Genomic DNA, 21,389 nt, shown 5'->3' on the forward strand with positions numbered 1-21,389 from the left:
CGGTCGCACCGAAAACGTCCGTTCACGCCGAAATCGTAGCGAGCCGTCACAAACGAAAGACGGGCAGAAGATTTCAACAGCGTTTGTCTGATACCTCTATTGCAGTCCGAGCGACGGGACCGTGGAATGCACTGCAGCAAATGCAGCAAGCACGGTCGCGATACTGACCGGCACAGTCGCCTGAAAAGCTACAGGTCTCTCGTCAGCCCACTGCGAAGGTCCCGGCCGAAGTAGTGTCCGACGAGCGCGAGGACGAGACCGACCCCACCGGCGATGGCGAACAGTCTGGTACCGTTCAGTCCCGCAGCAAGCTGTGGGAGGAGGGACAGAACGGCCGTTGCGCCGCCGCTGACACCGCCCGCCAGCCCCAGTTCGGCGTATCGGCGCTCGCTAGCGAGCAGTCCGTAGACGAATCCGCCGAGTACGATGCCGAGCAGTTCGGTGAACGGCACGAGCGGTATCAGTCCGCCAAGCACCATCCCGCCGCCGACCGCGCCGAAGGCGAACAGCAGCGCCCGCAGTGAGAAGTAGCTGCCGCTGTCTGTGGTGGACGTTTCGGTGATAGACGACGTCGTGTCGCGTGATTCCCCGACAGCGACGTCCGTCTCTACTGATTCCGTCGTGCCGACATCGACGCCGAGGTCACCGTCCGACTGCGCGTCCGCGTCGCGGGTCCGCTCCTCGGTTCGTTCGGCCATACTGAGTATGGGACGGCGAGTAGTATGGTCCTTTTGGGGCCTGTCGGCAGTCAGGGAGACGGCGGTGTGTCGCTCAGATACCGAGCCAGTCGTCGTTGCGAACCGAGTAACCGTTCGACCGGCAGAACTCCGACGCCCGTCGGCGCACGTCGCGGGACCCCGGTAGCGTCTCGTTCTCGTGAATGTGCTCAATAATCCAGTCGGCGATAGCGCGAATGCCTTCGTCGTCGTCATCCGCATCGATAGCTTGCAGCGCCCGGAACGTCCGCTCGTACCCGTCGCGCTGTGAGGCACCGAACGACGCGCTTTGATACCTGTCGGCAGCCTTTACAATCCGTTTCATCGCCCCCGCTACGGTCGGCCGCTGGACTCGGGTCCGGACCTCGGCCGGCGAGTCGAACGACTCGACCGCTGCATCGGGCAAGAGATCCGCAACGGTGTGCGTTCCCTCGGCCGACTTGATCTCGTAATCGCCAACCGCATCGACCACCGTAGCCGCTGATGCCGGGAATTCGAGCGTGTCGAGTTCAGTCTCGAAGGACGCGAGTTCCGTCGAGTCGACTGGCGGCTCGGGCTCGTCCGCGCGCTCGAGCTCCTCGGCGATAGCGCGCTCGCGCTGGCGGCGCTCCTCGTTTCGAGCCTGCGCTTCGCGCCCGTTCTTGTTGTCTGCCATACGTGTTAGGAGCATGTCGAGTGAGATAACATTGTGGTTTGGTATCGTGTGTGTTGAGAGTCCGACTGCGAACTGCCCCACACACCGGAGCCGCGGGTCGTCGTCAGGTCCGGCGTATAGCTGAAAAGGCTCGGCGAAACGAGTGGGTTCAAGTCCCACCGGCGGAAAGTGCCGCGCATGAACGCAGGCGACCGGGTCCGCGTCGAGCGCGCGGCCCAGACATACGAGGGCGTGTTGCTTCCATCGAGTACGCCCGAGCACCTCGTCGTCAAACTCGACGGCGGGTACAACGTCGGTATCGACCGCGAGGGCGCATCCGTCGACGTGCTGGAGTCGGACGTGTACGACGTCGAAAGCGCGCAGGACGAACAGAGTCAGTCGGCAATCGAATTCGACGACGACCTCCCGACGGTGTCGCTCATCTCCACCGGCGGGACCATCGCCTCGACCGTCGACTACCGTACCGGTGCAGTGACGGCCCAGTTCGACGCAGAGGACGTACTGCGAGCGGTCCCGGACCTCGCCGGGATGGCGAACTACCGCGGCCGCGTCGTCGCGAATATTCTCTCGGAGAACATGACCCCGGCCGTCTGGCAGGACCTCGCGCAGGCGGTCCACGAGGAAATCGAGGCCGGCGCAGACGGCATCGTCGTCATGCACGGCACCGACACGATGCAGTACTCCGCGTCGGCGCTGTCGTTCATGCTCGACACGTCGGTTCCAATCGTGTTTACTGGCAGCCAGCGGTCGGCGGACCGCCCGTCCTCGGACAACGTGATGAACGCTGTTTCGGCGGTCGAGGCTGCGACGAGCGACTGTGCGGAGGTGCTGGTCTGTATGCACGCAGACGAGTCCGACGACCGCTGTGCGCTCCACCGCGGCACCCGCGTCCGGAAGAACCACACCTCGCGCCGGGACGCCTTCGAGACAGTCGGCGCGAAGCCGCTTGGCGAGGTCGACTACGACATCGACGGCGAGAGCACGGTTACGTTCCACCGTGAGTACACCGAACGGGACGCCGCCGACCTGGCGCTGCACGACGACATCGAGACCGACGTGGAACTCCTGAAGTTCTCGCCGGGGATGGACCCGTCGCTGCTCGAAGCCGCCGCAGAGGACAGTGAGGGTGTTGTCATCGAGGGCACGGGGCTTGGCCACGTCAACACCGACTGGATCGGGACCATCGAGGAACTGGACATCCCGGTCGTCATGACCAGCCAGTGCCTCGAAGGCCGGGTCTGTGACCGCGTCTACGATACCGGACGGGACCTGCTTGACGCCGGCGTCACTGAGGGCGAAGATATGCTCCCCGGTACAGCGAAGGTCAAGCTCATGTGGGCGCTGGCCAACAGCGACGACGTGGCCGATACGATGCAAGAGCCCCTTGCCGGCGAGATTCAGCAGCGCTCGACACCCTGGTTGTAGCGCTGGGACCGGCGCAGTAGTCACGGTGTGGCTCCGCGGAGCGTCTCTTTTTTATCGTCGCGGGCGAGTCCAACGGTATGTCGCCGACTGTTCGGACGGCTTGTCACGACGACTACGAGGCTATTGTCGACCTGACCAGCGATGTCTGGGCCGACCGCGCGATGGCTGATTACATCCCGGACGTGTTCCACGACTGGGTCGACGACGACGGCCCGGACCGGAAAACCCTCGTCGTCGACGTTGACGGCCACGCCGTTGGCATCGCGCAGGCCGTCAGACTCACCGAGACTGAGGCGTGGTTTCAGGGCATGCGCATCGACTCGGATCACCGGGGGAAGGGGTTCGGGTCGCTGCTGACCGACCACCTCCTCGAATGGGCGGCCGCTGCCGGCGCGTCAGTCGGTCGAAGCATGGTGTTTTCTTGGAACGAGGCTGGACTCGGCCAATCGCTGGCTGCTGGCTTCGAAGCGGTCACGTCGTTCCGCTGGGCACACCCCGAGCCGGCCGACGTGACGCCCGAGATGTCTGTCGGGAACGACCCCACGACAGCGTGGCGCTACTGGCAGGGGAGCGACGGTCGGGATATCCTGTCAGGGCTCGCGCTCGACAGTGGAGAGAGCTGGGCGCTCTCGACGCTGACGCGGGAGACGCTCGACCGGCTAGCGACTGAACGGGCGGTCCTGACCGTCGGCGAGAAGCCACAGGGGATGGCGTGTCGCGCCCGGACGACCGACGCTGACGGCGAACGGCTCGCAGAGTACGCAGTCGGGGTATGGAGCAACGTCGACGCTGCACGGGCCCTATTCGATGCGATCGCTGCCGATGCAGCGAGGCTCGGCGTCGACGGGACACGAGTCCTCATCCCCGAGACACCGCGACACGTGGCCCAGGCTGCGTACGCCGGCGGAGACATCAGCGAGTGTCCGGACTACGTGTTCGAAATCCGCGACCTCTGAGAGTTATCATAGGCGATAACGCGGACACAACACTCATTGAAAGACTCTCCATACCATAGGTAGATGAATCTGATCGGGAGCTCTCCGGCATTTCTCGCGTACGTCGCGGCATACGCCCTCGCGGCAGCCGGATGCGGTGTCGGGCTCTACAGAGCAGCTCGCATGGAAGACCCGGATACTCGCCGCGGGATGGTCGGACTCCTCCTCTGTAGCGGCGGCTGGGCGGCGCTGCAACTCGGCTTCCTGATCACGCCCGGGACGCTCGGATACGCGTTCTACCTCGGCAGCCTCGTCGTCGGGCTCGCGACGGTCGGCGCGTGGCTATACTTTTGCTCGGCGTACACCGGGCGGGCATTCCACCGGAATCGACTGTACCGTGCGGTCGCTGTCAGCGTGTATCTCGCTGTCGTTGCGGTAAAGCTAACCAATCCGTTTCACGGGCTCTATTTCGCCACGCAGTTCGCTTCCGACCCGTTCCCGCACCTGGCAATTACACACGGCGTGTTTCACTGGGTGGTGACAGGGCTCTCCTACGCGCTCGTCACTGTCGGCTTCTTCATGCTGTTCGAACTGTTCCTCGAAGCGGACTACGACACCCGTCCGCTCGGGGTTCTTGTCGGGATTACAGCGCTGCCGGTCATCCTCGATATCGTCGGGTACGTCAGCGACCTCCTCCTCGATATCAACCACGAACCGCTCGGTGTGGCACTGTTCGCGCTCGGTGTCCTCTACGTGTACGACGAGGCGTTTCTCGCCGTCCAGTTGACCGATGGCGTCGACGAAGCGGTCGTGTATCTTGATGATGACGGCTATATCAAGGAAGCAAACGGCAAGGCACAGCGGCTTTTTCCGGCCCTGTCCGGGAGCCGCGGACAGAACCTTGAGACGGTGCTGCCGGCCGTCACCGAAATACTGCAAACGGACGAGCAGATTCTCGAACGAAACCGTGGTGGCGGAGCAGAGTACTACCTCGTCAGCGACACCTCGTTTTCGCTGGGACAGGTCAATATCGGTCGGATGCTCGTGTTCACCGACGTGACCGAAAGCGAACGGCGTCGCCGCGAGCTTGACAGACAGAACGAACAACTGGAGGGGTTCGCCACTGCAATCAGACACGAGCTTCTGAACACGCTCCAGATAATCACCGGTCGTGTCTCCGTCGCCGGCAACGCTCTGGACCGCGGCGAGGTGGACCTGGCAAGAGACTCCCTCCGGTCGACATCCGAGACGGCCGAACGGATGTCCGAAATCGTCAACGGACTCGCGACGCTGGCTCGACATGGACAGACAATCGACGAGACGACGGCTGTCGACCTCAGGCCAATCGTCGACGGGGCTTGGGAACGTGCTGACACCAACGGCCTCACGATGGCGGCCGACGTAGAGGGACAGGTCATCGCCGACCCGACACGCCTGCGAGACCTCTTCGAGAGCGGGTTCACGTTCGCGGCACACAACGACGCGTCCACGGTCACCGTTTCCCGGGAGGCCGACGAGATCGTCATCACCGACGACGGGACCCCGGCTGGCGAGACAGCGTCGGACGCCTTTTTCGAGTACGGCGGCGCGATACCGGACGCCGCAGCCGGGATGACACTCCCGAACTTGCGGATGCTTGCCCGGACCCACGGGTGGGACGTGACACTCGACACTGAGTATCAGGACGGCGTTCGCGTCGTCATCTCGAACGTGACGGCGCCGGGGCCGCTGGAAAACTGAGCCCGCTGCCGATCCGTATCAGCCGCCACTGACCGGCGGAAACAACGCAAGTTCCGTCTCCTCGTCGACTGCCGTCGCCAGCCCATCGCCGGTAGCGAAGGGGTCTTCGCCGTCGACGAGCACCCGGATGTGGTCGGCCAGCTCCTCGTTTTCGTCGAGCACCTCCTCGGCGAGCGCCGGTCGGGCCGCGAGCAGCGCATCGAGCGCTGTGCCGACCGTGGCGTCCGCCTCGATATCGACGCTGACCGACTGGCCGTCGGCTGCGTCCCGGAGGTGTGCGAACAGTTTCCACTCCATAGCCGTACTCCGGGCGTCTGGCAAAAGAGGGTTCCGGACTGAGGTGTGTCCGGTCGGTTCGGAGGCAGGAGACAGACAGCGTGCATCCGGCGGTACCGACACTCGAAATTCAGTCTCGGTCCTCCGAACCGTCACCAGCGGTCGGTTCGTCGTCTGCGCCGTCTCCGTCCCCGGTTAGCGCTTCAGAGTCCGTCGAGTCGCTGTCGCCGGCCTCGGCGGACTCGTCGTCAGCCTCGCCGATCCGCTCTTCCGGGTCCCACACCTCGACGGTGTCGTCGGCGTCGTCTGCCGGCACGTCGTCGAACGCTTCCTCGGCCGTCAGGTCGTCGCCTGGCTCCTCCGTGTCGATGTTCCGGAGTGCCTCCAGCGGGTCGTCGGGAGCCTCGTCGCCAGTCTCGGTTGTCCTCTCGCCAGCGCCGGCATCAGCCAGCGCAGACTCAGCCGCCGCATCTTCAACAGCGGAGTCTGCTGACTCGTCGGCAGTGTCGACCGTAGTCGTGTCCGTGCCGGCGTCGGTCGCGGCATCGGCAGCAGTCTCGACCGCGTCGACATTCTGCGCGCTGTCGGCAGCCGAGACAGCAGTCGCGTCGTCCGCCGTTGTTTCCGGTCGGTCCGCTCGCTCGTTCCGGGGGGCAGAGTCAGACGCGCTTGACTGTCCGTCCCCGTCAGCCGCGCCGTCGTCCGGCTCGTCCGCCACCGCCGCTGTCGTGGCCTGTTCCAGCCGCCGCAACGCGTCCGGGGTAGCGATTGCGTAGATTGTGTCACCGGCCGCGAGGACGCGTTCGCGGGACGGGATTGTCTCCGGCGCTGTGTCGTCGCGGGTGATCGCGACCACTGACACTGCTAGACTGCCGACCGGCGCGCCGTCGAGCATGCTCCCCGGTTCGACGGCGGTGGTGCCCATTGTCTCGTCGGCCGCACGGAGCAGCGAGGCGAACTCACGGTCAGAGCGGTCCTGCACCGGGAGCGTGACCAGTTTGTACTCGGTCTGGGGGTCGAGTTTCGGCGTGTCGGCGGCGTCGATAGCGACCGTCACCACGTCGTCTGCGACGCCACGGAGTTCCCCGGTGAGTACGCGTTTCGATGGCGCTTGCTCCCAGACCTGAACGAGGTCGCCGGCGCTCGCAGCGTGGGCCGGGTCAGCCCGGAGTGCGACGGCGTTCGTCGATGGTGGCAACGTCGGCCCGATACCGGCCGCCCGCGAGCCGACGGCGAGGTAGTCGACGTTCCCGTCGTCGGCCAGTTCGACGTCCACGTGGCCAACGCCGTAGTCGGTTTTGAGCCGGCCAACCAGCCGCTCCCGGAGTTCGTCTTTCGTCAGCCGCCGCGGGAAGAGAAAGCGGCGGTCAGCGAGCGTCTCTTTTGTCTCGTCGGGCATCGGGTCGTAACCGATGATATCGTCGATATCCTCGGGGAGACGAACCGACGTGACGCGGCCGACGGTCTGGACGATTTCGCTCACGTCGGCGTCGATGTTTCGGCCGCCGGTCGCGGCAAAGAGGTCGACACCCAGCCGGTCCCCGATGCGCATCCCGCCGTAGGCCCCGACGCCGCCGGCGAGGAACGCGGCGAGGTTCAACAGGACCGCCCCGGCCGCCAGCACGTCCTCACGCTGGGCGATGACCTCACTGAGCGCGGTCGTTGCGCCGATGACGAGGACGACCGCAGTCAGTCCGAACAGGACCGCTAGCCCGGTCTGAATGCGCTCACGGACGTACCAGCGGTAGAAGACGGCGATAGCACCAGCTGGCGTCGCGGCGAGAATCGTAATAGCGAGGAGCCAGACGACACCCTCGACCAGCGCCCGTGACACCGTCCCCAGTTGCAGGTTCGCACCGACCTGTGCGAGCAGTGTCGGGCCGACCAGCATCATGCGACCGCCTCCGCGAAGGCATCGAGGTCGGTTCGGCGACCAATCGCGTACAGTTCGTCGCCCGCCTCAACGGCTGCCTCGCCGCGCGGTGCGACTTGCCAGCCGTCCGGCGTCCGGATGGCGACGACAGCAACGTCGTAGGCCTCCCGAACACGGGCGTCCCGGAGCGTCGTCCCGTCAAGCGGGCCGTCGGTGCGAACCGTGAGTCGGCGAAAGCGGTTGCCGGCTCGCCGGAGAAGGGAAACGAGTTCGTACTCCCGATGTGTGCCACGGGGTTCGACCACGACCTTTGGCCGGGCTGAGCGCAGGAGCGGTTGGACATCCGTCCGGGTCACGGCGACGGTGAGCCGCCCCTCGCCACCGTCGGTCGTCGGGGCCCGGACCGGCGTCGGAGGTGGCTCGGTGTCGGCGATTTCCGGTTCCGTTGGCGTCTCGGCGGGCGTCTCGTCGGCCACCGGGTCCGACCGGGCACTGACGACAGTCCCCCGTACCTGCGCGTCCTCAGTCAGCACTGTCACCTCGTCGTTGCGGGCCAGACCGGTCGGCAACAGCGCCTCAACCGAAACGGCGTGGCGATTATCGCCCACGCGCTTCGACAGCCCCGAAAACGGCGGCGCGGCGACGACCGTCGCCCGCCCCTGCTCGTCGATTGAGACGGCGGCATCACCGAGGTCGAACTCGGATTTCAGTCGCTCTTCCATCCGGCGTTCGAGTTCGCCGATGCGGAGGTCGGCCGGAAACCGCCACTCCTCGTTTCGGATGTCGGCACGAAGCGGCTCCGAAAGCGGCGGATACCCCTCCATGTCGGCCACGTCGCCGACAATACGAATACGGACCTCGTCACGGCCACCGACGAATTCAACTACGTCCGCGGAGAGTTTCTTTTCGCGTAGCCCCTGTAAAGAGAGTCGCTTCGGGAACGTCGCCCCGAGCTGGTCGCCCTTGCTGTGTGCGTACAGCGACACCATCCCGACGAGGATGATTGCAGTGATCACTCGTTCGGCGTTGGGGGCCTGCGTAATCGACTTATCAGCCAGTGCCATGAGGCCGCCGCTGACGCCGGCAAGTGCGATTGCGAGCACGACGACACCGAACCCTGGCACGGTAATACCGGTGAAATACTTGAAACTGAACCCCAGCGCCCACGAGACGAGCGCCGGTATCACTCCCACCAACAGCCCCAGATAGATCCCCATCAACACCTCGACCGGGAGCGAAGCCATGTCCACACCCTGCGTGGCCGGTAGTAAATCGCTTCCGGCCCGCGGACAGTACATTTACACCGACCGATGTAATCTGGATGGGTATGGACAGACCGCGGGACTGGCTGGGAGCGCGCGCGACAATCCTCTTGCCGGTGTTGGTAGCGGTGCTGTCGTTCGTCACTGGTGTGGTCAATATCAGTGCCGTGTCGATCAGCGGGCCGCTCGGGGACCTCATTCCGCGCAGCATCCAGCGCACCGCCGGGTTCACCGGCGCACTCACGGGGTTCACGCTCCTCGTCAGCGTCGTTGGACTCCGCCGTCGCCTGCGAATCGCGTGGTACGCGACCGTCGTCTTGCTCCCCGTGGCAGCGGTTCAGGGGCTGGTACAGAACTCCGCGGTGTCGATTCCGTTCGTCGGGTCCGTGCCGAGTTCGGCGGTTTCGATTCCGCTTGTCGCCCTCTCGCTGCTCTCGCTCCCGACGATGCTCCTGAATCGACGGCGGTTCGACCGACCGATCGACCTCTCGACGGCGCAACTGGCCGCGGGCGCGGCGCTCCTCGGCTCGCTCATGTACGGAACGGCGGGGTCGTACGCGCTCCGCGATGAATTCACCAACCTTTCGACGGCGACTGATGCGTTCTATTACACGCTGGTCACGGCCAGCACTGTCGGGTACGGCGATATGACCCCACAGAGCCAGCAAGCGAAACTGTTCGGCATGTCCGTGGTCGTCCTCGGAACGGCCAGTTTCGCCATCGCGCTGGGGTCGCTGCTGGGACCGGCAATCGAAAAACGGCTTTCGGAGGCACTCGGAAACATGACTGACGCACAACTGGACCTGCTTGAGAACCACGTACTGGTACTCGGCCACGGCGACCTGACGGAACCGATTATCGAAGAGCTGACCGGCGAAATCGAGTTCGTTGTCATCACGCCGGACACGGAGACGGCCACCCGGCTCCAGCAACAGGACATCGCCGTCCTGACTGCGGACCCGAGCGACGAAGTACCCATGCAACGGGCCGGTATCGAGGACGCCGCAGCGGTCGTCGCGGCGACGAACGACGACGCGCAGGACGCGCTGGCGATACTGACGGCCCAGACGCTCAATCCGACGGTCAACATCGTCGCCGCGGCGACGGACCGCGAAAACATTGAAAAGCTTCGGCGAGCGGGCGCGGACACGGTCATCAGCCCCGCAGTACTGGGCGGCCACCTCATCGTCCAGTCCGCGCTGGGCCGCGAGGGGATGGAGAACATCGCCGACCACCTGCTCGACGTGAACGACGAGGACGACGCGGAGATTTAGGCTCGACCGCGGTCGACGATAGCGACATCCGTTTCCACGTCCTCCAGCCGTTCGAACGTCGGTGGGGAGATGAACCGCGACGCCTTGCTCCGGTCGCGGCTTGCCCCGATCATGACGAGGTCGTACTGCGACGCCGTATCGGACAGAAACGTCTGGATATCCGTCCGCGGAACCCGCGTCTCGAACGCGCCCTCGTACGGTTCGATGAGGTCCGCAAGCATCTCTTCGGCCCGGCGGCGGTCTCCACGGGAGCCGATACAGGTCGCGACGGCGACCCGCCCGCTCCGGCCGGCCAGTCGTGTGGCGAAGTCGACCATATTGTGAGCCACATCGCTGACACTACGGACGGGGACGATGACCTGTTTCCAGCGGGTCCGGTCGCTCCGGGAGCGGTGGACGACGACATCGCTTTCACTGCGGAAGAGCCGCTGTAAATACGGCGTCAGCGCCCCGTGTTGGCTTTCGTAGGGTGCGACAATGAGATCGCAGTTGGTTTCGGCCGCAGTCTGCAGCGTTGTCTTCGCCGGCGACCCGTGGTCGCTCGCGACGACGACCTGACAGGAGACGCCCGTCCGCGTCTCGATCCGGTCGGCGTGGGTCTCCAGCCAATCGATCTCCGCTTCGAGGTCCGTCTGCTCGGGCGACGCCGGGGCGGTTGCCGGGTCACCGCCGTCGCCAACCGGGCGGGTTTCTGCCGACGCCGGCTCGCCCCCGTTCTCGGACCGGATGTCAAGCTGTATCGTGTCCCGTGTGAGGGTTTGCTGGGCCGTGGCGGCGTCGCTGTCCGAAACCACGTCCAGCAGGACGACTTTGCCGGCCTCGTGAGCAGCCGCGAGTCGTGCGCCCAGCATCGCTGTCTGTCCCGCTGCGTCGCCGCGCATCGGGACCAGAACGTGGTCGTCACCGGACATCGACTCGTACAGGTACGTTGCTCGCTGTTCGTAGAACTGCTCGCGCCAGATGACAAAGAGGACTGCCACGAGCGAACTGGCGAGGAAGACACTGGCGACGAACGTCGCCTGCTGGCTCGGTTCGACCAGCAGTGCCAGCAGCGCGGTCGAGTACGACGACGGCTCCTCGATGTCCAGCGGCCAGGTGACTACGCCAGTGGCGAAGACGGCGAGGCCGGCACCGAGCGCGTTGACGCCGAACTGGCCGCCCGGCGCTGTGAGATAGCTGTTCGAGACTGCGAGTGCACCCAGCCCACAGACCGCGCCGATGGTGAGGCCCGCGACGAACCGCTTCGGGTCGGAGTACTTGCTCGTCGGGTCAACAAAGAGCGTGTACGACCCCGCCGCGAGCGGCGGGAACAGCAGGAAACTCAGTCGTGGAACGGCGTTTGCCAGCGTCGTCACCAGCACGATAGCGAGCGGGACGAACACCAGCATAGAGAGGTGAACGAGGTTTTCCGTCACCTCGGCCCACCGCCTGAAGTCCTGCAGTTCGCGGCGCTCGACCCGCCGGAGTCGCCTGACCGCCGCGTGGAACCACTTCCGGAACTGGTCGAGCATACAGGTTCCCACGGGAGAACATCTGTTAAGCCCTCCGCCGGGAAGTTGCGGGGTTAGCTGCTCGTGCGGAGTCAACAGCGGCGGTGCCTACAGCGACGCGGCCGCCGTCAGACTAATTTCGATAGCGCGCTCGACGTTGTTCTTGGCTTTCTCGGGGAGTTCCTCGTCCTCGGTTTCGCCCTTCTGTGTCCCCTCGACGAGGTTGCCGTCGACGGTACAGATAGCGCCCGAGCGCAGGCCCTTGCGACGACACAGCGAGAACAGCGCGGCGGCCTCCATCTCGACGGCCAGCAGACCGGCGTCCTCCCAGTCGTTGATATACTCGTCCGTCTCGGCGTAGAAGGCGTCGTCCGTCGCAATTGGACCGACGTGAACGTCCTCGTCGTTCGCCTCGGCGGCGTCGACCAGCGACGAGAGCACCTCGTAGTCGGGGACGGCCGGGACGGACTTGGATTCGTAGCGCTGGGACGTGCCCTCGTCCTTGGCAGCGCCGTTGGCGACGACCATATCGCCGATTTCGATGCCTTCCTGCAGCGCGCCGGTCGTTCCGACGCGGATGAGCGTCTCGACGCCGACCGCTTCCAGTTCCTCGACGGCAATGGCCGTCGACGGCGACCCGATGCCGGTCGAACAGATCGTCAGTTCGCGGCCGTCGTAGGTCGCATTGACGAGTTTGTACTCGCGGTTCTGTGCGACGACTTCGTGGTCGTCACAGAGGCCCGCAATGCGGTCGACACGCCCGGGGTCACCCGGCACGAGCGCGATGTCTGTCAGGTCACCCGGTTCGACGAGTAGATGCGGCTGTTTCGCCATACAGGCCAGTCGCACGGAACTATTTAGTAGTCAGTGAATTCACGTCGGTCGCAACAGTGAGGTAGGACGCCCGATAGAGGGGACGTATGGCAGACGATATCTCGCTGTTCGACAGACGGATGCGAGGACCGGCGGGTATCGCTATTGTCGCCGGAGTCGTCCTCGGGCTGCTGACTGGCTACACCGTCGGCGCGGGAACGCCGGACGGCCCCTCGTGGACCCTCGTCGTTCCGTTCGCGCTGCTTGCCACCGTCTTCCTGTATCTCGGGGCCTACAGAAACCTCTCGAAGCGGGCCGGGGACACGTAGCTTACAGCCAGGTGACGAGCACCGGGACGAACAGCGCAAGCGCTGTCCCAAAGATGAACGCCGTGAGTGCCCACTGTCGGATAATCTCGTCAGCGGTGTCTCGAACGCTGCCGCCGAAGCGAGGCATGGCGATGCGAGCGAAAAAGTAGTAGATGAACGCGGAAACGCCCGCAACGCCAGCGATGTGCGGTAGCAGCGGGACGCCGTTGAGCGAGACTGCCATCGGAAGCACGGACGAGAGGCCCGCGACGACCGCGCCGTACAACAGCGCCGCAGCGAAGGCAGTACCGTGATGCACAGCAACAGCGAGGGGCCGGCTCACCGCGGCTGGGTCGGCGCGAGTAAGTCCAGCCCCAGCGACGTACGCCGGCAGATACCCCTCGTCCTGTGTCACCATCGGGATGTTCAACAGCAGGCCGACGACCGCGCCGGCGACGACACAGACAGACGCCCACTGCGTGATGGGGTAATCAAGCACATGTCTCTCTTGCTCGCGATGCTCATGAGGATTGTGTCATCCGGTCATGGCGACTCGACCGGAGAGAGGCACCCTCTGGGTTTAGTTCACCTAATATAGTACACCACGACAATATATATGTCGTCGTATGAAAAAATAGTATAAGTTACACCATGACACAGCAACGGTACCAGAACGGAAAGCGGGTGATAAGACGCTGGAACGAAGTTTTCAAATCCGTTAGCGCTGAGCCGCGCCGGCAGCTAATCGTCGCATTGTTAGATGCCCCCCCTGACGCGACAGTCCCCCTCCCCGAGAGTGCGGTAAACCCTAATGTCCCGCAGGATGCGGAAATCCTTCGGCAGGAGCTGCACCACTGCCACCTGCCGCTGCTGTCCGACTATGAGTTCATAACGTGGCAAAAGGAGCCACTGGTTGCCGGTCGTGGACCGCGGTTCAGTGAGGTGGCCACCGTGTTCGAATCGCTGCAATCGAATGCGACGGACCTGCCGGACGCACTCGTGTTTGGGTGTCAGCGGCTCGAACGGGAACGGCAGGAAGGATTCGGCGATTCGGTGCCGGAGTAGCCCCACTCAGACCGGGCTGAACAGGAACAGGACAATGTTGTTCGTGGCCGGGCCGATGCCAACGGCGGTTACGAGCGCGAGCAGGAGACTCGCTTCGATGGGTTCCTCTTCGAGATAGTCGTCCAGCAGAAAGACGACCGCAACCGCCACGAGCAGTTTGACGAACACGAACAGCCAGCCTTTGCCGAGATACGGCGCTGTTGGGAGCGTGCCAGCGAACTCCATGATGCGGGCCGGGATCGGCGTTCGTTCCGTGATGCCGATAACATCAGCGCCGACCGCCGTCGAGACGCCGTCGAGCATATGCGCGAACACGACCGTCGGGGCCGCATACCGCATCCGAACGACCACCGGTGTCCGCCACAGCGCGACCGCAAGCACCGTCACGGCAGTAACGACGGTTGCGACGACGACAGCAACAGTTGGCCAGATGAGTCCAAGCAGGCCGGACTCCAGTGCCATCACGACAGCGATGACAAGCAATACCGTCAGAAATCCGACACCGATGTACCCCAGATTCCGTGATATCGTCTCGCTGTGGCCGCGTCGGACGCTGAACAGCGTCAGCGTGATCCAGACGAGAGCCAGCGTGACGAACGTCGTGAGATACACCGCCGGCGCGCCGAACAGCGGTGCGACCACGGGCCTGTAGGCGTCAATCGGTGGCTGATGGAACGCGTGGAGCGCGCCGCCGAGGGCCATCCACGGCGTCAAGGCGACTACGGTTCGTTGGTCGATCGGTGGTTCGAGGGCGTACAACAGCGCTGTCACCACGAGCGTGCCCGCAAGCAGCGCCACAGTGTACTCAAGCGGCGGGAGCGCTAACCCCGAGGGCAGTACCATGTCCCCCACGCCGACTCCGATGAGGGAAAACCTTCCGAACGAGGCCGACGATACCGTCGCAGCCTGAGCGGCAATCATCGAACACGAGTACGGCACGACAGTAGCTCCACCGTCCGCCGCCCGCCGTCTTTACGTGGGCACCACGTGTCACCCCGCGGTATGGACGAGATACCAGACCGCATCGAGCATACAGTTCTCGGTCCGACGACGACACCGAACGACGTACGAACCTGCCTCGACGAGGCGCTCCAGTACGGAATGCGGGCGTGCATCCCGCCGTGGGCGCTCCCGCTTGCGACCGAGTACGCGAACGTCCCGCTTACGGCCGTCATCGACTTCCCGCACGGCCAGGGTCAGACCGACAGCGTCTGTCAGGCGGCCAAACTGGCCTGGGACGCCGGAGCCGACGAACTGGATATGGTGTGCAACGTGGGCTTGCTCAAGGCCGGCGAGGACGACGCCGTCCGGGACCACATCACTGAGGTCGTCGCCAGCGTCCCAGTTCCGGTGAAGGTCATCGTCGAAGCGCCGCTGCTCTCCGACGAGGAACTCGAGCGGGTCGGGCAACTCGTTGCAGACGCCGACGCTGCCTACCTCAAGACCGCAACGGGGTTCAGCGAGGGCGGCGCGACGGTCCACGACGTGGAGATTCTCAGCAAGTACCTCCCGGTGAAAGCCAGCGGCGGCGTCGGGTCGTGGGCCGACGCCAGGGCGATGTTCGAGGCCGGAGCCGAGCGAATCGGGGCCTCCAGCGGTGATACCATTGTTCGGGAGTGGCAGGCCGAAACGGCGGGTGAAACCGTGACCGAACCAGAGGCAGACCCGGACGACACAGACGCAACCGACGGCTACTGACCGGTCCAATCCGTCGCCCTTTTGCCGTCCTGGCGATAGTATCTGGATGAATGGCCCGGTATCACATCGAGACGTACGGGTGCACCTCGAACAGAGGTGAGACCCAGCAAATCGAGCAGGCGCTCCGGGAGGGCGGGCACCACCCCGCTGACGGGCCGGAGTCCGCCGACGTGGCGATCCTCAACACCTGCACGGTGCTTGAGAAGACCGAACGCAACATGCTCGCACGGGCCAGAGAACTCGATAACGAAACCCCGGCGGACCTCGTCATCACGGGCTGTATGGCGCTCGCACAGGGCGAGGAGTTCCAGAACGCCGACATCGACGCCGAGGTGCTTCACTGGGACGACGTGCCCCAGTACGTCCTCAACGGCGAGTGCCCGACGATTACGCCGGACACCGAAACGGTCCTCAACGGCGTCGTCGGTATCCTTCCCATCGCCCGGGGGTGTATGTCGGACTGCTCGTACTGCATCACAAAGCAAGCGACCGGGCGGATCGAGTCCCCCTCGGTCGAGGAGAACGTCGAGAAGGCCCGTGCGCTGGTCCACGCGGGCGCGAAGGAAATCCGTATCACGGGCCAAGACACCGGCGTCTACGGCTGGGACACGAACCAGGGGACGAGCCTGCTGCCGGAGCTACTCGACCGCATCTGCACCGACATCGACGGCGACTTCCGCGTTCGCGTCGGGATGGCGAACCCGAAGGGCCTGCACGGCGTCCGCGAGGAACTCGCGGCGGTGTTTGCCGAACACGAGGAACTGTACAACTTCATCCACGCACCGGTCCAGTCCGGCAGTGACGACGTGCTGGCAGATATGCGCCGCCAGCACGCCGTTTCGGAGTATCTGGAGGTCGTCGAGACGCTGGACGACAAGCTGGACTACTGGACGCTATCGACGGACTTCATCGTCGGCTTCCCGACCGAGGAACCGGCCGACCACGAGCAGTCGATGGCGCTGCTTCGTGAGACCCGTCCCGAGAAAATCAACGTCACGCGCTTCTCCAAGCGGCCCGGCACCGACGCCGCCGACATGAAGGGTCTGGGCGGCCAGGTCAAGAAGGACCGCTCGAAGGAGATGAGCGAGGCGAAGATGGAACTGATGGCCGAGGCCTACGAGGAGATGGTCGGGCGCACGGTCTCAGTCCTGCTCGTCGAGGACGGCACCGACGAGTCGCTGGTGGGCTACGACGAGGCCTACCGGCAGGTCGTCATCGCCGACGCACAGGAGCGCGGCCTCGAAATCGGCGACATGGTCGAGGTAGAGGTCACGAGCCACAACACCGTGTACGCCTTCGGCGACCCGATCGAGCGGGCGCAGGTCGCGGACTGAGCGGGTCAGCAGCCCAAATTTTCAGTCAGAGCGACCGAGTGCTCAGTCGCCGCTGTAGGCTTCGCGAAGGAACGTTACCGCTGCACCGAACATCGCGAGGTTCCCGAAGAAGGCCAGGCGCTCGCCGCCACGGTCATCCGGCTCGGCGTTCCAGAAGTCGTGCATCGTCGGCGTGACGACGGCAAGGAACGTGGCAACGGCACCGGTCGAAACCCGTGGGAGCCGCCAGAATGCCGTCCCCAGCCCGCCGACCAGCATCATCCCCGAGGCCAGTGGGGCCAACAGGTCCGGCGCGGGGACACCCGCCGACTCGGCGTACTCGATTGCGTCCTCCATATCGCGGAAGTCTTCAGCGGCCTGAAGGGCCACGCCGAGGCCAAACAACAGTCGTCCGAGCGCGAGCCAGCTACGTGATGAGTCGTCACCCATATGCTATCTGATAGCACGGCAGCCACTAAAACGTCACTCCAGATCGGCAAGCCGCTCTACTTCTTCGTCGTCTTTCCACTCGCCGAGTTCCTTCGGGTCGACGTGAATGAACGCGTCGTCGACCTCCGGAAGCTCCTCGATGGACTTGATGACTGCCGTCTCGATGTCGTGGGCCTCGAACAGCGTTAGGTCGCCTTCCACCTCGATGTGAAGGCTCACGTCGATTTCAGGGCCGACGTAGTGGGCGATGACATCGTGTGCGCCGCGGACCTTCGGGTGGTCGAGCGCGCGGCGGAGGATTTCGCGCCGAAGGTCCTCCGGTGGTGCGCCGCCGACGAGATACGTGACGTTTTCCTGTACGACCTCGATGCCGGTGTAGATGATGCCGATGGCGACGACGAGTGCGGCCAGCGGGTCGGCGATGGGGTAGCCGACCATCGCACCAGCGACGCCGACCAGCGCCGCGCCCGCGGTGAGGATGTCGTTGCGGTTGTCCTTTGCCGTCGCAATGAGCGCCGGGGAGTTACGGTTCGTGCCCGCGCGGAGACAGTACCGGTAGAGGGCGTACTTCGCGACGGCCGAGAACGCGAGCACGAGCACGGCAGCCGGTCCCTGTGACACCGAGATATTGCCGGTCAACAGGGCGGTGCCGGCGTTCCAGAGGACGAACCCACCAGCGGCGAAGATACCCGCGGCGACGAACAGGGAGACGAACGGCTCGATACGTTCGTGACCGTGGGGGTGCTCGAAGTCCGGCGGGCGTGTCGTCAGGTACAGCCCAGCAACGATGACCAGCGAGTAGGCGGTGTCAGCGGCGCTGTTGATCGCCTCAGACTGGACAGCGAAGCTTCCGGTGGTGAACCAGACGCCGGCTTTCAGCAGCACGAGGAGAAGGTTGACGCCGAGAACGAGCAGCCCAACCCGTCTGAGCGTCGCGCGGCGTGACATTGCTCCCCCGTTGTCGGGCCGCCGTCAAAGCCGCTTCGACACCAGCGCAGTCTCCGTGTCAACTTCCCCACGACCGCCTCAGTTGATGCGGACAGCCCCCTCGTCGGGGGTGGTCGTCCCGTCCTGTGACGCGAACGCGGCGTAGAGCCGGTCGTACGTCTCTTCGACAGCCTCGACGATGACTTTCGTGTCGCTGATGACCGGCATGAAGTTGGTGTCGCCGTTCCACCGCGGGACAACGTGTGTATGGAGGTGGTCGTCGATGGACCCACCGGCCGCGGAGCCGCCGAGGTTCAGCCCGGCGTTAAACCCATCCGGGGACAGCGCGGTTTCGAGAGCATCGAAGGTCCGCTGTTTCAGTCGGGCATGGTCGAGCAGGGTTTCGTCGTCGAGGTCGCCGTACTCGCCGGTGTGGGTGTGCGGAATGACCATCACGTGCCCGGGGTTGTACGGGTAGTTGTTCAGGAGGACAAAGGCGTGGTCGCTTCGCACCACGAGGTTGTTCGCCCGGTCGTCGTCCTGTGCCTGAAACGCACAGAACACGCAGTCGACATCGGAGTCTGGCTCCTCGCGTTCGACCCACTCGATGCGCCACGGCGCAAACACCTTGTCCATACCGCCAGTTGTCGACCCACCAGCAAAAACGACAGGACTGACACTCCAGAAGTAGTATATAAAGGTATTGGCCGTTCACGCGGATAGACCGGTTTCTGTGGCTTCAGGGCAGTGTTTAAACATTCTCGCTCAATCTGGGGCCGTAATCGACTGAAATCGGCCGCTGTCTGGCGATAAACAGTGCTGAACGGACCAGAACTGAAGGTGGTTTTTATACTCTCTACCCTGCTTGTCCCAGACGGGATGGCAGCGATAAACGACGGCGTCGACATGGCGGAACACTGTTCGACGTGTGACCGTGAGACACCACACGCCGTGCGTGTCCAGATACAGACGGAGTCAGATAAACGCGAAAACGCGGCGTTTTCCCGAGAGCCGTACCGGGTCAGTGAATGTCAAATCTGTGGCATGACCACGTCGACCCGGATGAACAACGCCTGACCATCCCACACACCCCACCCTTTCCGTACGCCACGTGGTTTCTGACTACGTGGCCACACACCCCCCACCCCACCGTTTCCATACGCCACGTGGTTTCTGACTACGTGGCCACACACCCCCCACCCTTTCACACGATGCTCGGAGCGATAGCGCTGCTGAAAAACAGTAGTTCGGTATCTCCCACGAGTTCGAAGTCGGCGTCCGCTACCGCGAGCGCGTCGTTACTTCACAGCCGTCCTCGGTGATGATGACGGTGTGTTCCTTCTGGCTGACGTATGCATTGTCTTGCTCTTTGAGTACTGGGTAGCCGTGGACGATGTCCTGCTGTTTCAGGCGGCGAAGCGCCATCTCCGCTCGCGGCGAGTCGAGCCAACGGGCGGCAAACGGCAGTGTGCGGTACTCCTCGGTGATCTGTTCGAGGACCTGTCGGGCCTGCCGGTTCCGGACCGACCCCTCGCGTTCGAGGGCGAAAATCTCCTCGTCAGCCCCTTCCTGTACCTTGCCGCGGCCGTCGGTAGCGAACGGTTCGATAGCGACCACGTCGCCCACGTCGAGCGTCGCGCCCTGTGCCACTTCGCGGTTCGGGATATTCGGCGACGTGTGCTGCTCCCAGTGACCGAGTCCGTGGCCGGTAAGGTTCACAACGGGGTTGTAGCCGTACCCCTCGATGACCTCCTCGACGGCCGCGCCGATCTGGCCCACGTCGACGCCAGGGCCGGCAACGTCCAGCGCGGCGTCCAAGGCCTCGGCAGGCGCTTCGGCGAGTTCGGCCTGCCCGGACAGGTCGACTGTCACAGCGGTGTCGGCGAGCCACCCGTCAACGTGGACGCCGATGTCGAGGTTGACCATCTCTTCGCCGAAGGTGGCGTCGTCGTCGCGCTCGGGGGTGGCGTGGGCCGCCTCCTCGTCGATGGAGATGTTCACCGGAAACGCCGGCTTGCCGCCCAGCTCTCGTATCTTCTCCTCGGCCCACTGTGCGACTTCGAGATGGGAGACGCCCACCTCGACGCGTTCGGCCGCCTCGTCGCGCACCTGTGCCAGAATCTCGCCCGCTTCGCGGCATTTCTCGTACTGCTCAGAATCGAAATCCACGTCAGTCATGCACGCCGGTTAGTCGGTGGCGGGCAAAGGGGTTTCCCTCTGGCTATCTCCGCGCGGTCTGCATTGCGGCGGTGTTCCGTTCGGCCCCGGTATGGCCGGCCCGGTCGAGAACGATCACGCCAGCACGCCCGCCGGTCGCGTCCTCGAAGTCCGCAATCGCCTCCTCGGCGGCCTGTCGCGGGCCGTACGTGTCTAATTGTTCGACTGCATGGCGGGCTAACCCGAACCGGGCGATAGGCTCCCCTTCGCCGGTCGCGCTCGCACCACCGCGGTCATCAGCGTAAAAGCCAGCGCCGATCTGCGGCACGTCGCCGACCCGACCTGCCAGCGCGAACCAGCGCCCGGCGGTCGATGTCGCCGCCGCAAGCCGGTCCCCGTCGGTCGCAACCGCGCCGACGGTGTCAGTGCCGCTGAAATGCGCACGGACCCAGTCGAGATGGTCGGCAGGGCCACCATCAGGCGGGTTCGCGCGCTCGTATCGCTGTCGCGTCTCTGCAGTCGTGAGGTCGCGATCGGTTTCGACGCCGGAGCCCGCCGCGAACGCCACGGCCTCGTCGCCAGCAAGAAGGACGTGTGGCGTCTCAGCTGCCACAGTACGGGCCACGTCCGCAGCGTGTACAACGCCAGACATTGCACACGCTGCCCCGGTCTGGCCGTCGTGGGTCATCATTCCGGCGTCAGTCCGGACTTCACCGTCACTCTGGACGGCTCCACCGACGCCGGCGTTGAACGCCGGGTCGGATTCGAGGGGCCGAAGCGCGGCCAGAACCGCCTCCATCGGGCGTTCCGCCTTCGCTGCCTGTTCAGCGGCGTCTGTGAGAGTTGCCTGCCGAGTAGCCGGTGACGCCGGTGGACTGCCCGCGCCGCCGTGAACGATGACGTGCATACAGCCCCGTTGACACACGAAAGGCATATCACCTCCGGCAGTTGCGGTTAGTGACGTGCCCGCGAACGGTCGTTGTCCTTTCTTTACGCACTGTGTTACCACGTC

Annotated in this window: 23 protein-coding genes; 9 read left to right on the top strand and 14 right to left on the bottom strand. The window is 64.6% G+C overall.

Going from position 1 to position 21,389, the window contains the following annotated elements; genetic code table 11:
• Positions 1-188: 188 nt before the first annotated feature.
• Together DVK00_RS10220 and DVK00_RS10225 are read right to left on the bottom strand one after the other, a co-directional pair.
• Positions 189-698 carry a hypothetical protein gene (locus DVK00_RS10220; RefSeq protein ID WP_101349381.1) on the bottom strand — a complete coding sequence of 170 codons (510 nt, stop codon included), beginning with the start codon at positions 696-698 and terminating at the stop codon, positions 189-191.
• A 73-nt stretch (positions 699-771) separates the two neighbouring features.
• Positions 772-1,371: a hypothetical protein gene (locus tag DVK00_RS10225; protein ID WP_121577673.1), complete on the bottom strand. Its 600-nt coding sequence runs from the start codon at positions 1,369-1,371 to the stop codon at positions 772-774.
• 177 nt (positions 1,372-1,548) lie between these two features.
• On the opposite strand from DVK00_RS10225, the gene gatD reads away from it, so the two are divergent.
• The 3 genes from gatD (at position 1,549) to DVK00_RS10240 (ending at position 5,471) form a co-directional block, all read left to right on the top strand.
• Positions 1,549-2,796, top strand: a complete 1,248-nt coding sequence (gene gatD / locus DVK00_RS10230; protein WP_121577674.1) for a Glu-tRNA(Gln) amidotransferase subunit GatD — start codon at positions 1,549-1,551, stop codon at positions 2,794-2,796.
• Between the two features lie 77 nt (positions 2,797-2,873).
• Positions 2,874-3,752: a GNAT family N-acetyltransferase gene (locus DVK00_RS10235; RefSeq protein WP_121577675.1), complete on the top strand. Its 879-nt coding sequence runs from the start codon at positions 2,874-2,876 to the stop codon at positions 3,750-3,752.
• 63 nt (positions 3,753-3,815) lie between these two features.
• Positions 3,816-5,471, top strand: a complete 1,656-nt coding sequence (locus DVK00_RS10240) for a histidine kinase N-terminal 7TM domain-containing protein (protein WP_121577676.1) — start codon at positions 3,816-3,818, stop codon at positions 5,469-5,471.
• An 18-nt stretch (positions 5,472-5,489) separates the two neighbouring features.
• On the opposite strand, the gene DVK00_RS10245 is transcribed toward DVK00_RS10240, so the two are convergent.
• The 3 genes from DVK00_RS10245 to DVK00_RS10255 all read right to left on the bottom strand — a co-directional run bounded on the left by DVK00_RS10245 (position 5,490) and on the right by DVK00_RS10255 (position 8,918).
• The gene (locus DVK00_RS10245; protein WP_101349376.1) at positions 5,490-5,768 is read right to left on the bottom strand and encodes a ubiquitin-like small modifier protein 1; all 279 of its coding nucleotides are present in this window, start codon (positions 5,766-5,768) and stop codon (positions 5,490-5,492) included.
• A 109-nt stretch (positions 5,769-5,877) separates the two neighbouring features.
• Entirely contained in the window at positions 5,878-7,641 is a 1,764-nt protein-coding gene (locus DVK00_RS10250) for a TrkA C-terminal domain-containing protein (RefSeq protein WP_121577677.1), read from the bottom strand.
• Positions 7,638-8,918, bottom strand: a complete 1,281-nt coding sequence (locus tag DVK00_RS10255; RefSeq protein WP_101349374.1) for a potassium channel family protein — start codon at positions 8,916-8,918, stop codon at positions 7,638-7,640. Before DVK00_RS10255 ends, DVK00_RS10250 begins: the two co-directional genes overlap by 4 nt.
• A 29-nt stretch (positions 8,919-8,947) precedes the next feature.
• Here DVK00_RS10255 and DVK00_RS10260 point away from each other — a divergent pair, with 29 nt between their 5' ends.
• Positions 8,948-10,156 carry an NAD-binding protein gene (locus tag DVK00_RS10260; protein WP_101349373.1) on the top strand — a complete coding sequence of 403 codons (1,209 nt, stop codon included), beginning with the start codon at positions 8,948-8,950 and terminating at the stop codon, positions 10,154-10,156.
• On the opposite strand, the gene DVK00_RS10265 is transcribed toward DVK00_RS10260, so the two are convergent.
• Entirely contained in the window at positions 10,153-11,667 is a 1,515-nt protein-coding gene (locus tag DVK00_RS10265) for an HPP family protein (RefSeq protein WP_101349372.1), read from the bottom strand. The two genes, DVK00_RS10260 and DVK00_RS10265, sit on opposite strands and share 4 nt — an antisense overlap.
• Positions 11,668-11,754: 87 nt before the next feature.
• A complete protein-coding gene (locus DVK00_RS10270) occupies positions 11,755-12,480 on the bottom strand; it encodes a nucleoside phosphorylase (protein WP_121511127.1) in 726 nt (241 codons plus the stop codon).
• 86 nt (positions 12,481-12,566) lie between these two features.
• Here DVK00_RS10270 and DVK00_RS10275 point away from each other — a divergent pair, with 86 nt between their 5' ends.
• On the top strand, positions 12,567-12,788 hold the full coding sequence (locus tag DVK00_RS10275) for a hypothetical protein (RefSeq protein ID WP_101349370.1): 222 nt from the start codon (positions 12,567-12,569) through the stop codon (positions 12,786-12,788).
• A 1-nt stretch (position 12,789) separates the two neighbouring features.
• Here DVK00_RS10275 and DVK00_RS10280 read toward each other — a convergent pair whose 3' ends face one another.
• Positions 12,790-13,266 carry a hypothetical protein gene (locus DVK00_RS10280; RefSeq protein ID WP_101349369.1) on the bottom strand — a complete coding sequence of 159 codons (477 nt, stop codon included), beginning with the start codon at positions 13,264-13,266 and terminating at the stop codon, positions 12,790-12,792.
• Positions 13,267-13,418: 152 nt separating this feature from the next.
• Between DVK00_RS10280 and DVK00_RS10285 the strand changes: the two genes are divergently transcribed.
• Entirely contained in the window at positions 13,419-13,832 is a 414-nt protein-coding gene (locus DVK00_RS10285) for a hypothetical protein (protein ID WP_121536429.1), read from the top strand.
• Positions 13,833-13,838: 6 nt separating this feature from the next.
• On the opposite strand, the gene DVK00_RS10290 is transcribed toward DVK00_RS10285, so the two are convergent.
• Positions 13,839-14,675 carry a DUF63 family protein gene (locus DVK00_RS10290; protein ID WP_101349367.1) on the bottom strand — a complete coding sequence of 279 codons (837 nt, stop codon included), beginning with the start codon at positions 14,673-14,675 and terminating at the stop codon, positions 13,839-13,841.
• Positions 14,676-14,834: 159 nt separating this feature from the next.
• On the opposite strand from DVK00_RS10290, the gene deoC reads away from it, so the two are divergent.
• Together deoC and DVK00_RS10300 are read left to right on the top strand one after the other, a co-directional pair.
• Positions 14,835-15,530: a deoxyribose-phosphate aldolase gene (gene deoC / locus DVK00_RS10295; RefSeq protein WP_101349366.1), complete on the top strand. Its 696-nt coding sequence runs from the start codon at positions 14,835-14,837 to the stop codon at positions 15,528-15,530.
• Between the two features lie 50 nt (positions 15,531-15,580).
• A complete protein-coding gene (locus DVK00_RS10300; protein WP_121536425.1) occupies positions 15,581-16,864 on the top strand; it encodes a tRNA (N(6)-L-threonylcarbamoyladenosine(37)-C(2))-methylthiotransferase in 1,284 nt (427 codons plus the stop codon).
• Positions 16,865-16,906: 42 nt separating this feature from the next.
• Here the strand turns inward: DVK00_RS10300 and DVK00_RS10305 are convergent, their stop codons facing one another.
• From DVK00_RS10305 to DVK00_RS10315, 3 genes are all read right to left on the bottom strand, one after another.
• Positions 16,907-17,293, bottom strand: a complete 387-nt coding sequence (locus tag DVK00_RS10305) for a DoxX family protein (protein WP_101349364.1) — start codon at positions 17,291-17,293, stop codon at positions 16,907-16,909.
• 33 nt (positions 17,294-17,326) lie between these two features.
• Positions 17,327-18,241, bottom strand: coding sequence for a cation diffusion facilitator family transporter (locus tag DVK00_RS10310; RefSeq protein ID WP_101349363.1), 915 nt, complete (start codon positions 18,239-18,241; stop codon positions 17,327-17,329).
• A gap of 78 nt (positions 18,242-18,319) precedes the next feature.
• Positions 18,320-18,856, bottom strand: a complete 537-nt coding sequence (locus DVK00_RS10315; RefSeq protein WP_121577678.1) for an HIT domain-containing protein — start codon at positions 18,854-18,856, stop codon at positions 18,320-18,322.
• Between the two features lie 243 nt (positions 18,857-19,099).
• On the opposite strand from DVK00_RS10315, the gene DVK00_RS10320 reads away from it, so the two are divergent.
• Positions 19,100-19,297: a hypothetical protein gene (locus DVK00_RS10320; protein WP_101349361.1), complete on the top strand. Its 198-nt coding sequence runs from the start codon at positions 19,100-19,102 to the stop codon at positions 19,295-19,297.
• Positions 19,298-19,501: 204 nt separating this feature from the next.
• Here DVK00_RS10320 and map read toward each other — a convergent pair whose 3' ends face one another.
• Both map and DVK00_RS10330 read right to left on the bottom strand, forming a co-directional pair.
• Complete coding sequence (map, locus tag DVK00_RS10325; protein WP_101349360.1) at positions 19,502-20,398, bottom strand: type II methionyl aminopeptidase; 897 nt, start codon at positions 20,396-20,398, stop codon at positions 19,502-19,504.
• Between the two features lie 43 nt (positions 20,399-20,441).
• On the bottom strand, positions 20,442-21,284 hold the full coding sequence (locus DVK00_RS10330; protein ID WP_101349359.1) for an isoaspartyl peptidase/L-asparaginase: 843 nt from the start codon (positions 21,282-21,284) through the stop codon (positions 20,442-20,444).
• Positions 21,285-21,389: the final 105 nt, after the last annotated feature.

This window comes from Haloarcula sp. Atlit-47R (genome assembly GCF_003665985.1).
Taxonomy (GTDB): domain Archaea; phylum Halobacteriota; class Halobacteria; order Halobacteriales; family Haloarculaceae; genus Haloarcula; species Haloarcula taiwanensis.

What these genes read in the sequence shown, in the direction of transcription:
- DVK00_RS10310 (WP_101349363.1), bottom strand. Translation starts at nt 18,241, where the DNA reads ATGTCACGCCGCGCGACGCTCAGACGGGTTGGGCTGCTCGTTCTCGGC.
- DVK00_RS10220 (WP_101349381.1), bottom strand. Translation starts at nt 698, where the DNA reads ATGGCCGAACGAACCGAGGAGCGGACCCGCGACGCGGACGCGCAGTCG.
- DVK00_RS10250 (WP_121577677.1), bottom strand. Translation starts at nt 7,641, where the DNA reads ATGATGCTGGTCGGCCCGACACTGCTCGCACAGGTCGGTGCGAACCTG.
- deoC (WP_101349366.1), top strand. Translation starts at nt 14,835, where the DNA reads ATGGACGAGATACCAGACCGCATCGAGCATACAGTTCTCGGTCCGACG.
- DVK00_RS10305 (WP_101349364.1), bottom strand. Translation starts at nt 17,293, where the DNA reads ATGGGTGACGACTCATCACGTAGCTGGCTCGCGCTCGGACGACTGTTG.
- gatD (WP_121577674.1), top strand. Translation starts at nt 1,549, where the DNA reads ATGAACGCAGGCGACCGGGTCCGCGTCGAGCGCGCGGCCCAGACATAC.
- DVK00_RS10235 (WP_121577675.1), top strand. Translation starts at nt 2,874, where the DNA reads ATGTCGCCGACTGTTCGGACGGCTTGTCACGACGACTACGAGGCTATT.
- DVK00_RS10290 (WP_101349367.1), bottom strand. Translation starts at nt 14,675, where the DNA reads ATGGTACTGCCCTCGGGGTTAGCGCTCCCGCCGCTTGAGTACACTGTG.
- DVK00_RS10330 (WP_101349359.1), bottom strand. Translation starts at nt 21,284, where the DNA reads ATGCACGTCATCGTTCACGGCGGCGCGGGCAGTCCACCGGCGTCACCG.
- DVK00_RS10285 (WP_121536429.1), top strand. Translation starts at nt 13,419, where the DNA reads ATGACACAGCAACGGTACCAGAACGGAAAGCGGGTGATAAGACGCTGG.
- DVK00_RS10320 (WP_101349361.1), top strand. Translation starts at nt 19,100, where the DNA reads ATGGCAGCGATAAACGACGGCGTCGACATGGCGGAACACTGTTCGACG.
- DVK00_RS10260 (WP_101349373.1), top strand. Translation starts at nt 8,948, where the DNA reads ATGGACAGACCGCGGGACTGGCTGGGAGCGCGCGCGACAATCCTCTTG.
- DVK00_RS10225 (WP_121577673.1), bottom strand. Translation starts at nt 1,371, where the DNA reads ATGGCAGACAACAAGAACGGGCGCGAAGCGCAGGCTCGAAACGAGGAG.
- DVK00_RS10275 (WP_101349370.1), top strand. Translation starts at nt 12,567, where the DNA reads ATGGCAGACGATATCTCGCTGTTCGACAGACGGATGCGAGGACCGGCG.
- DVK00_RS10300 (WP_121536425.1), top strand. Translation starts at nt 15,581, where the DNA reads ATGGCCCGGTATCACATCGAGACGTACGGGTGCACCTCGAACAGAGGT.
- DVK00_RS10315 (WP_121577678.1), bottom strand. Translation starts at nt 18,856, where the DNA reads ATGGACAAGGTGTTTGCGCCGTGGCGCATCGAGTGGGTCGAACGCGAG.
- map (WP_101349360.1), bottom strand. Translation starts at nt 20,398, where the DNA reads ATGACTGACGTGGATTTCGATTCTGAGCAGTACGAGAAATGCCGCGAA.
- DVK00_RS10255 (WP_101349374.1), bottom strand. Translation starts at nt 8,918, where the DNA reads ATGTACTGTCCGCGGGCCGGAAGCGATTTACTACCGGCCACGCAGGGT.
- DVK00_RS10245 (WP_101349376.1), bottom strand. Translation starts at nt 5,768, where the DNA reads ATGGAGTGGAAACTGTTCGCACACCTCCGGGACGCAGCCGACGGCCAG.
- DVK00_RS10265 (WP_101349372.1), bottom strand. Translation starts at nt 11,667, where the DNA reads ATGCTCGACCAGTTCCGGAAGTGGTTCCACGCGGCGGTCAGGCGACTC.
- DVK00_RS10270 (WP_121511127.1), bottom strand. Translation starts at nt 12,480, where the DNA reads ATGGCGAAACAGCCGCATCTACTCGTCGAACCGGGTGACCTGACAGAC.
- DVK00_RS10240 (WP_121577676.1), top strand. Translation starts at nt 3,816, where the DNA reads ATGAATCTGATCGGGAGCTCTCCGGCATTTCTCGCGTACGTCGCGGCA.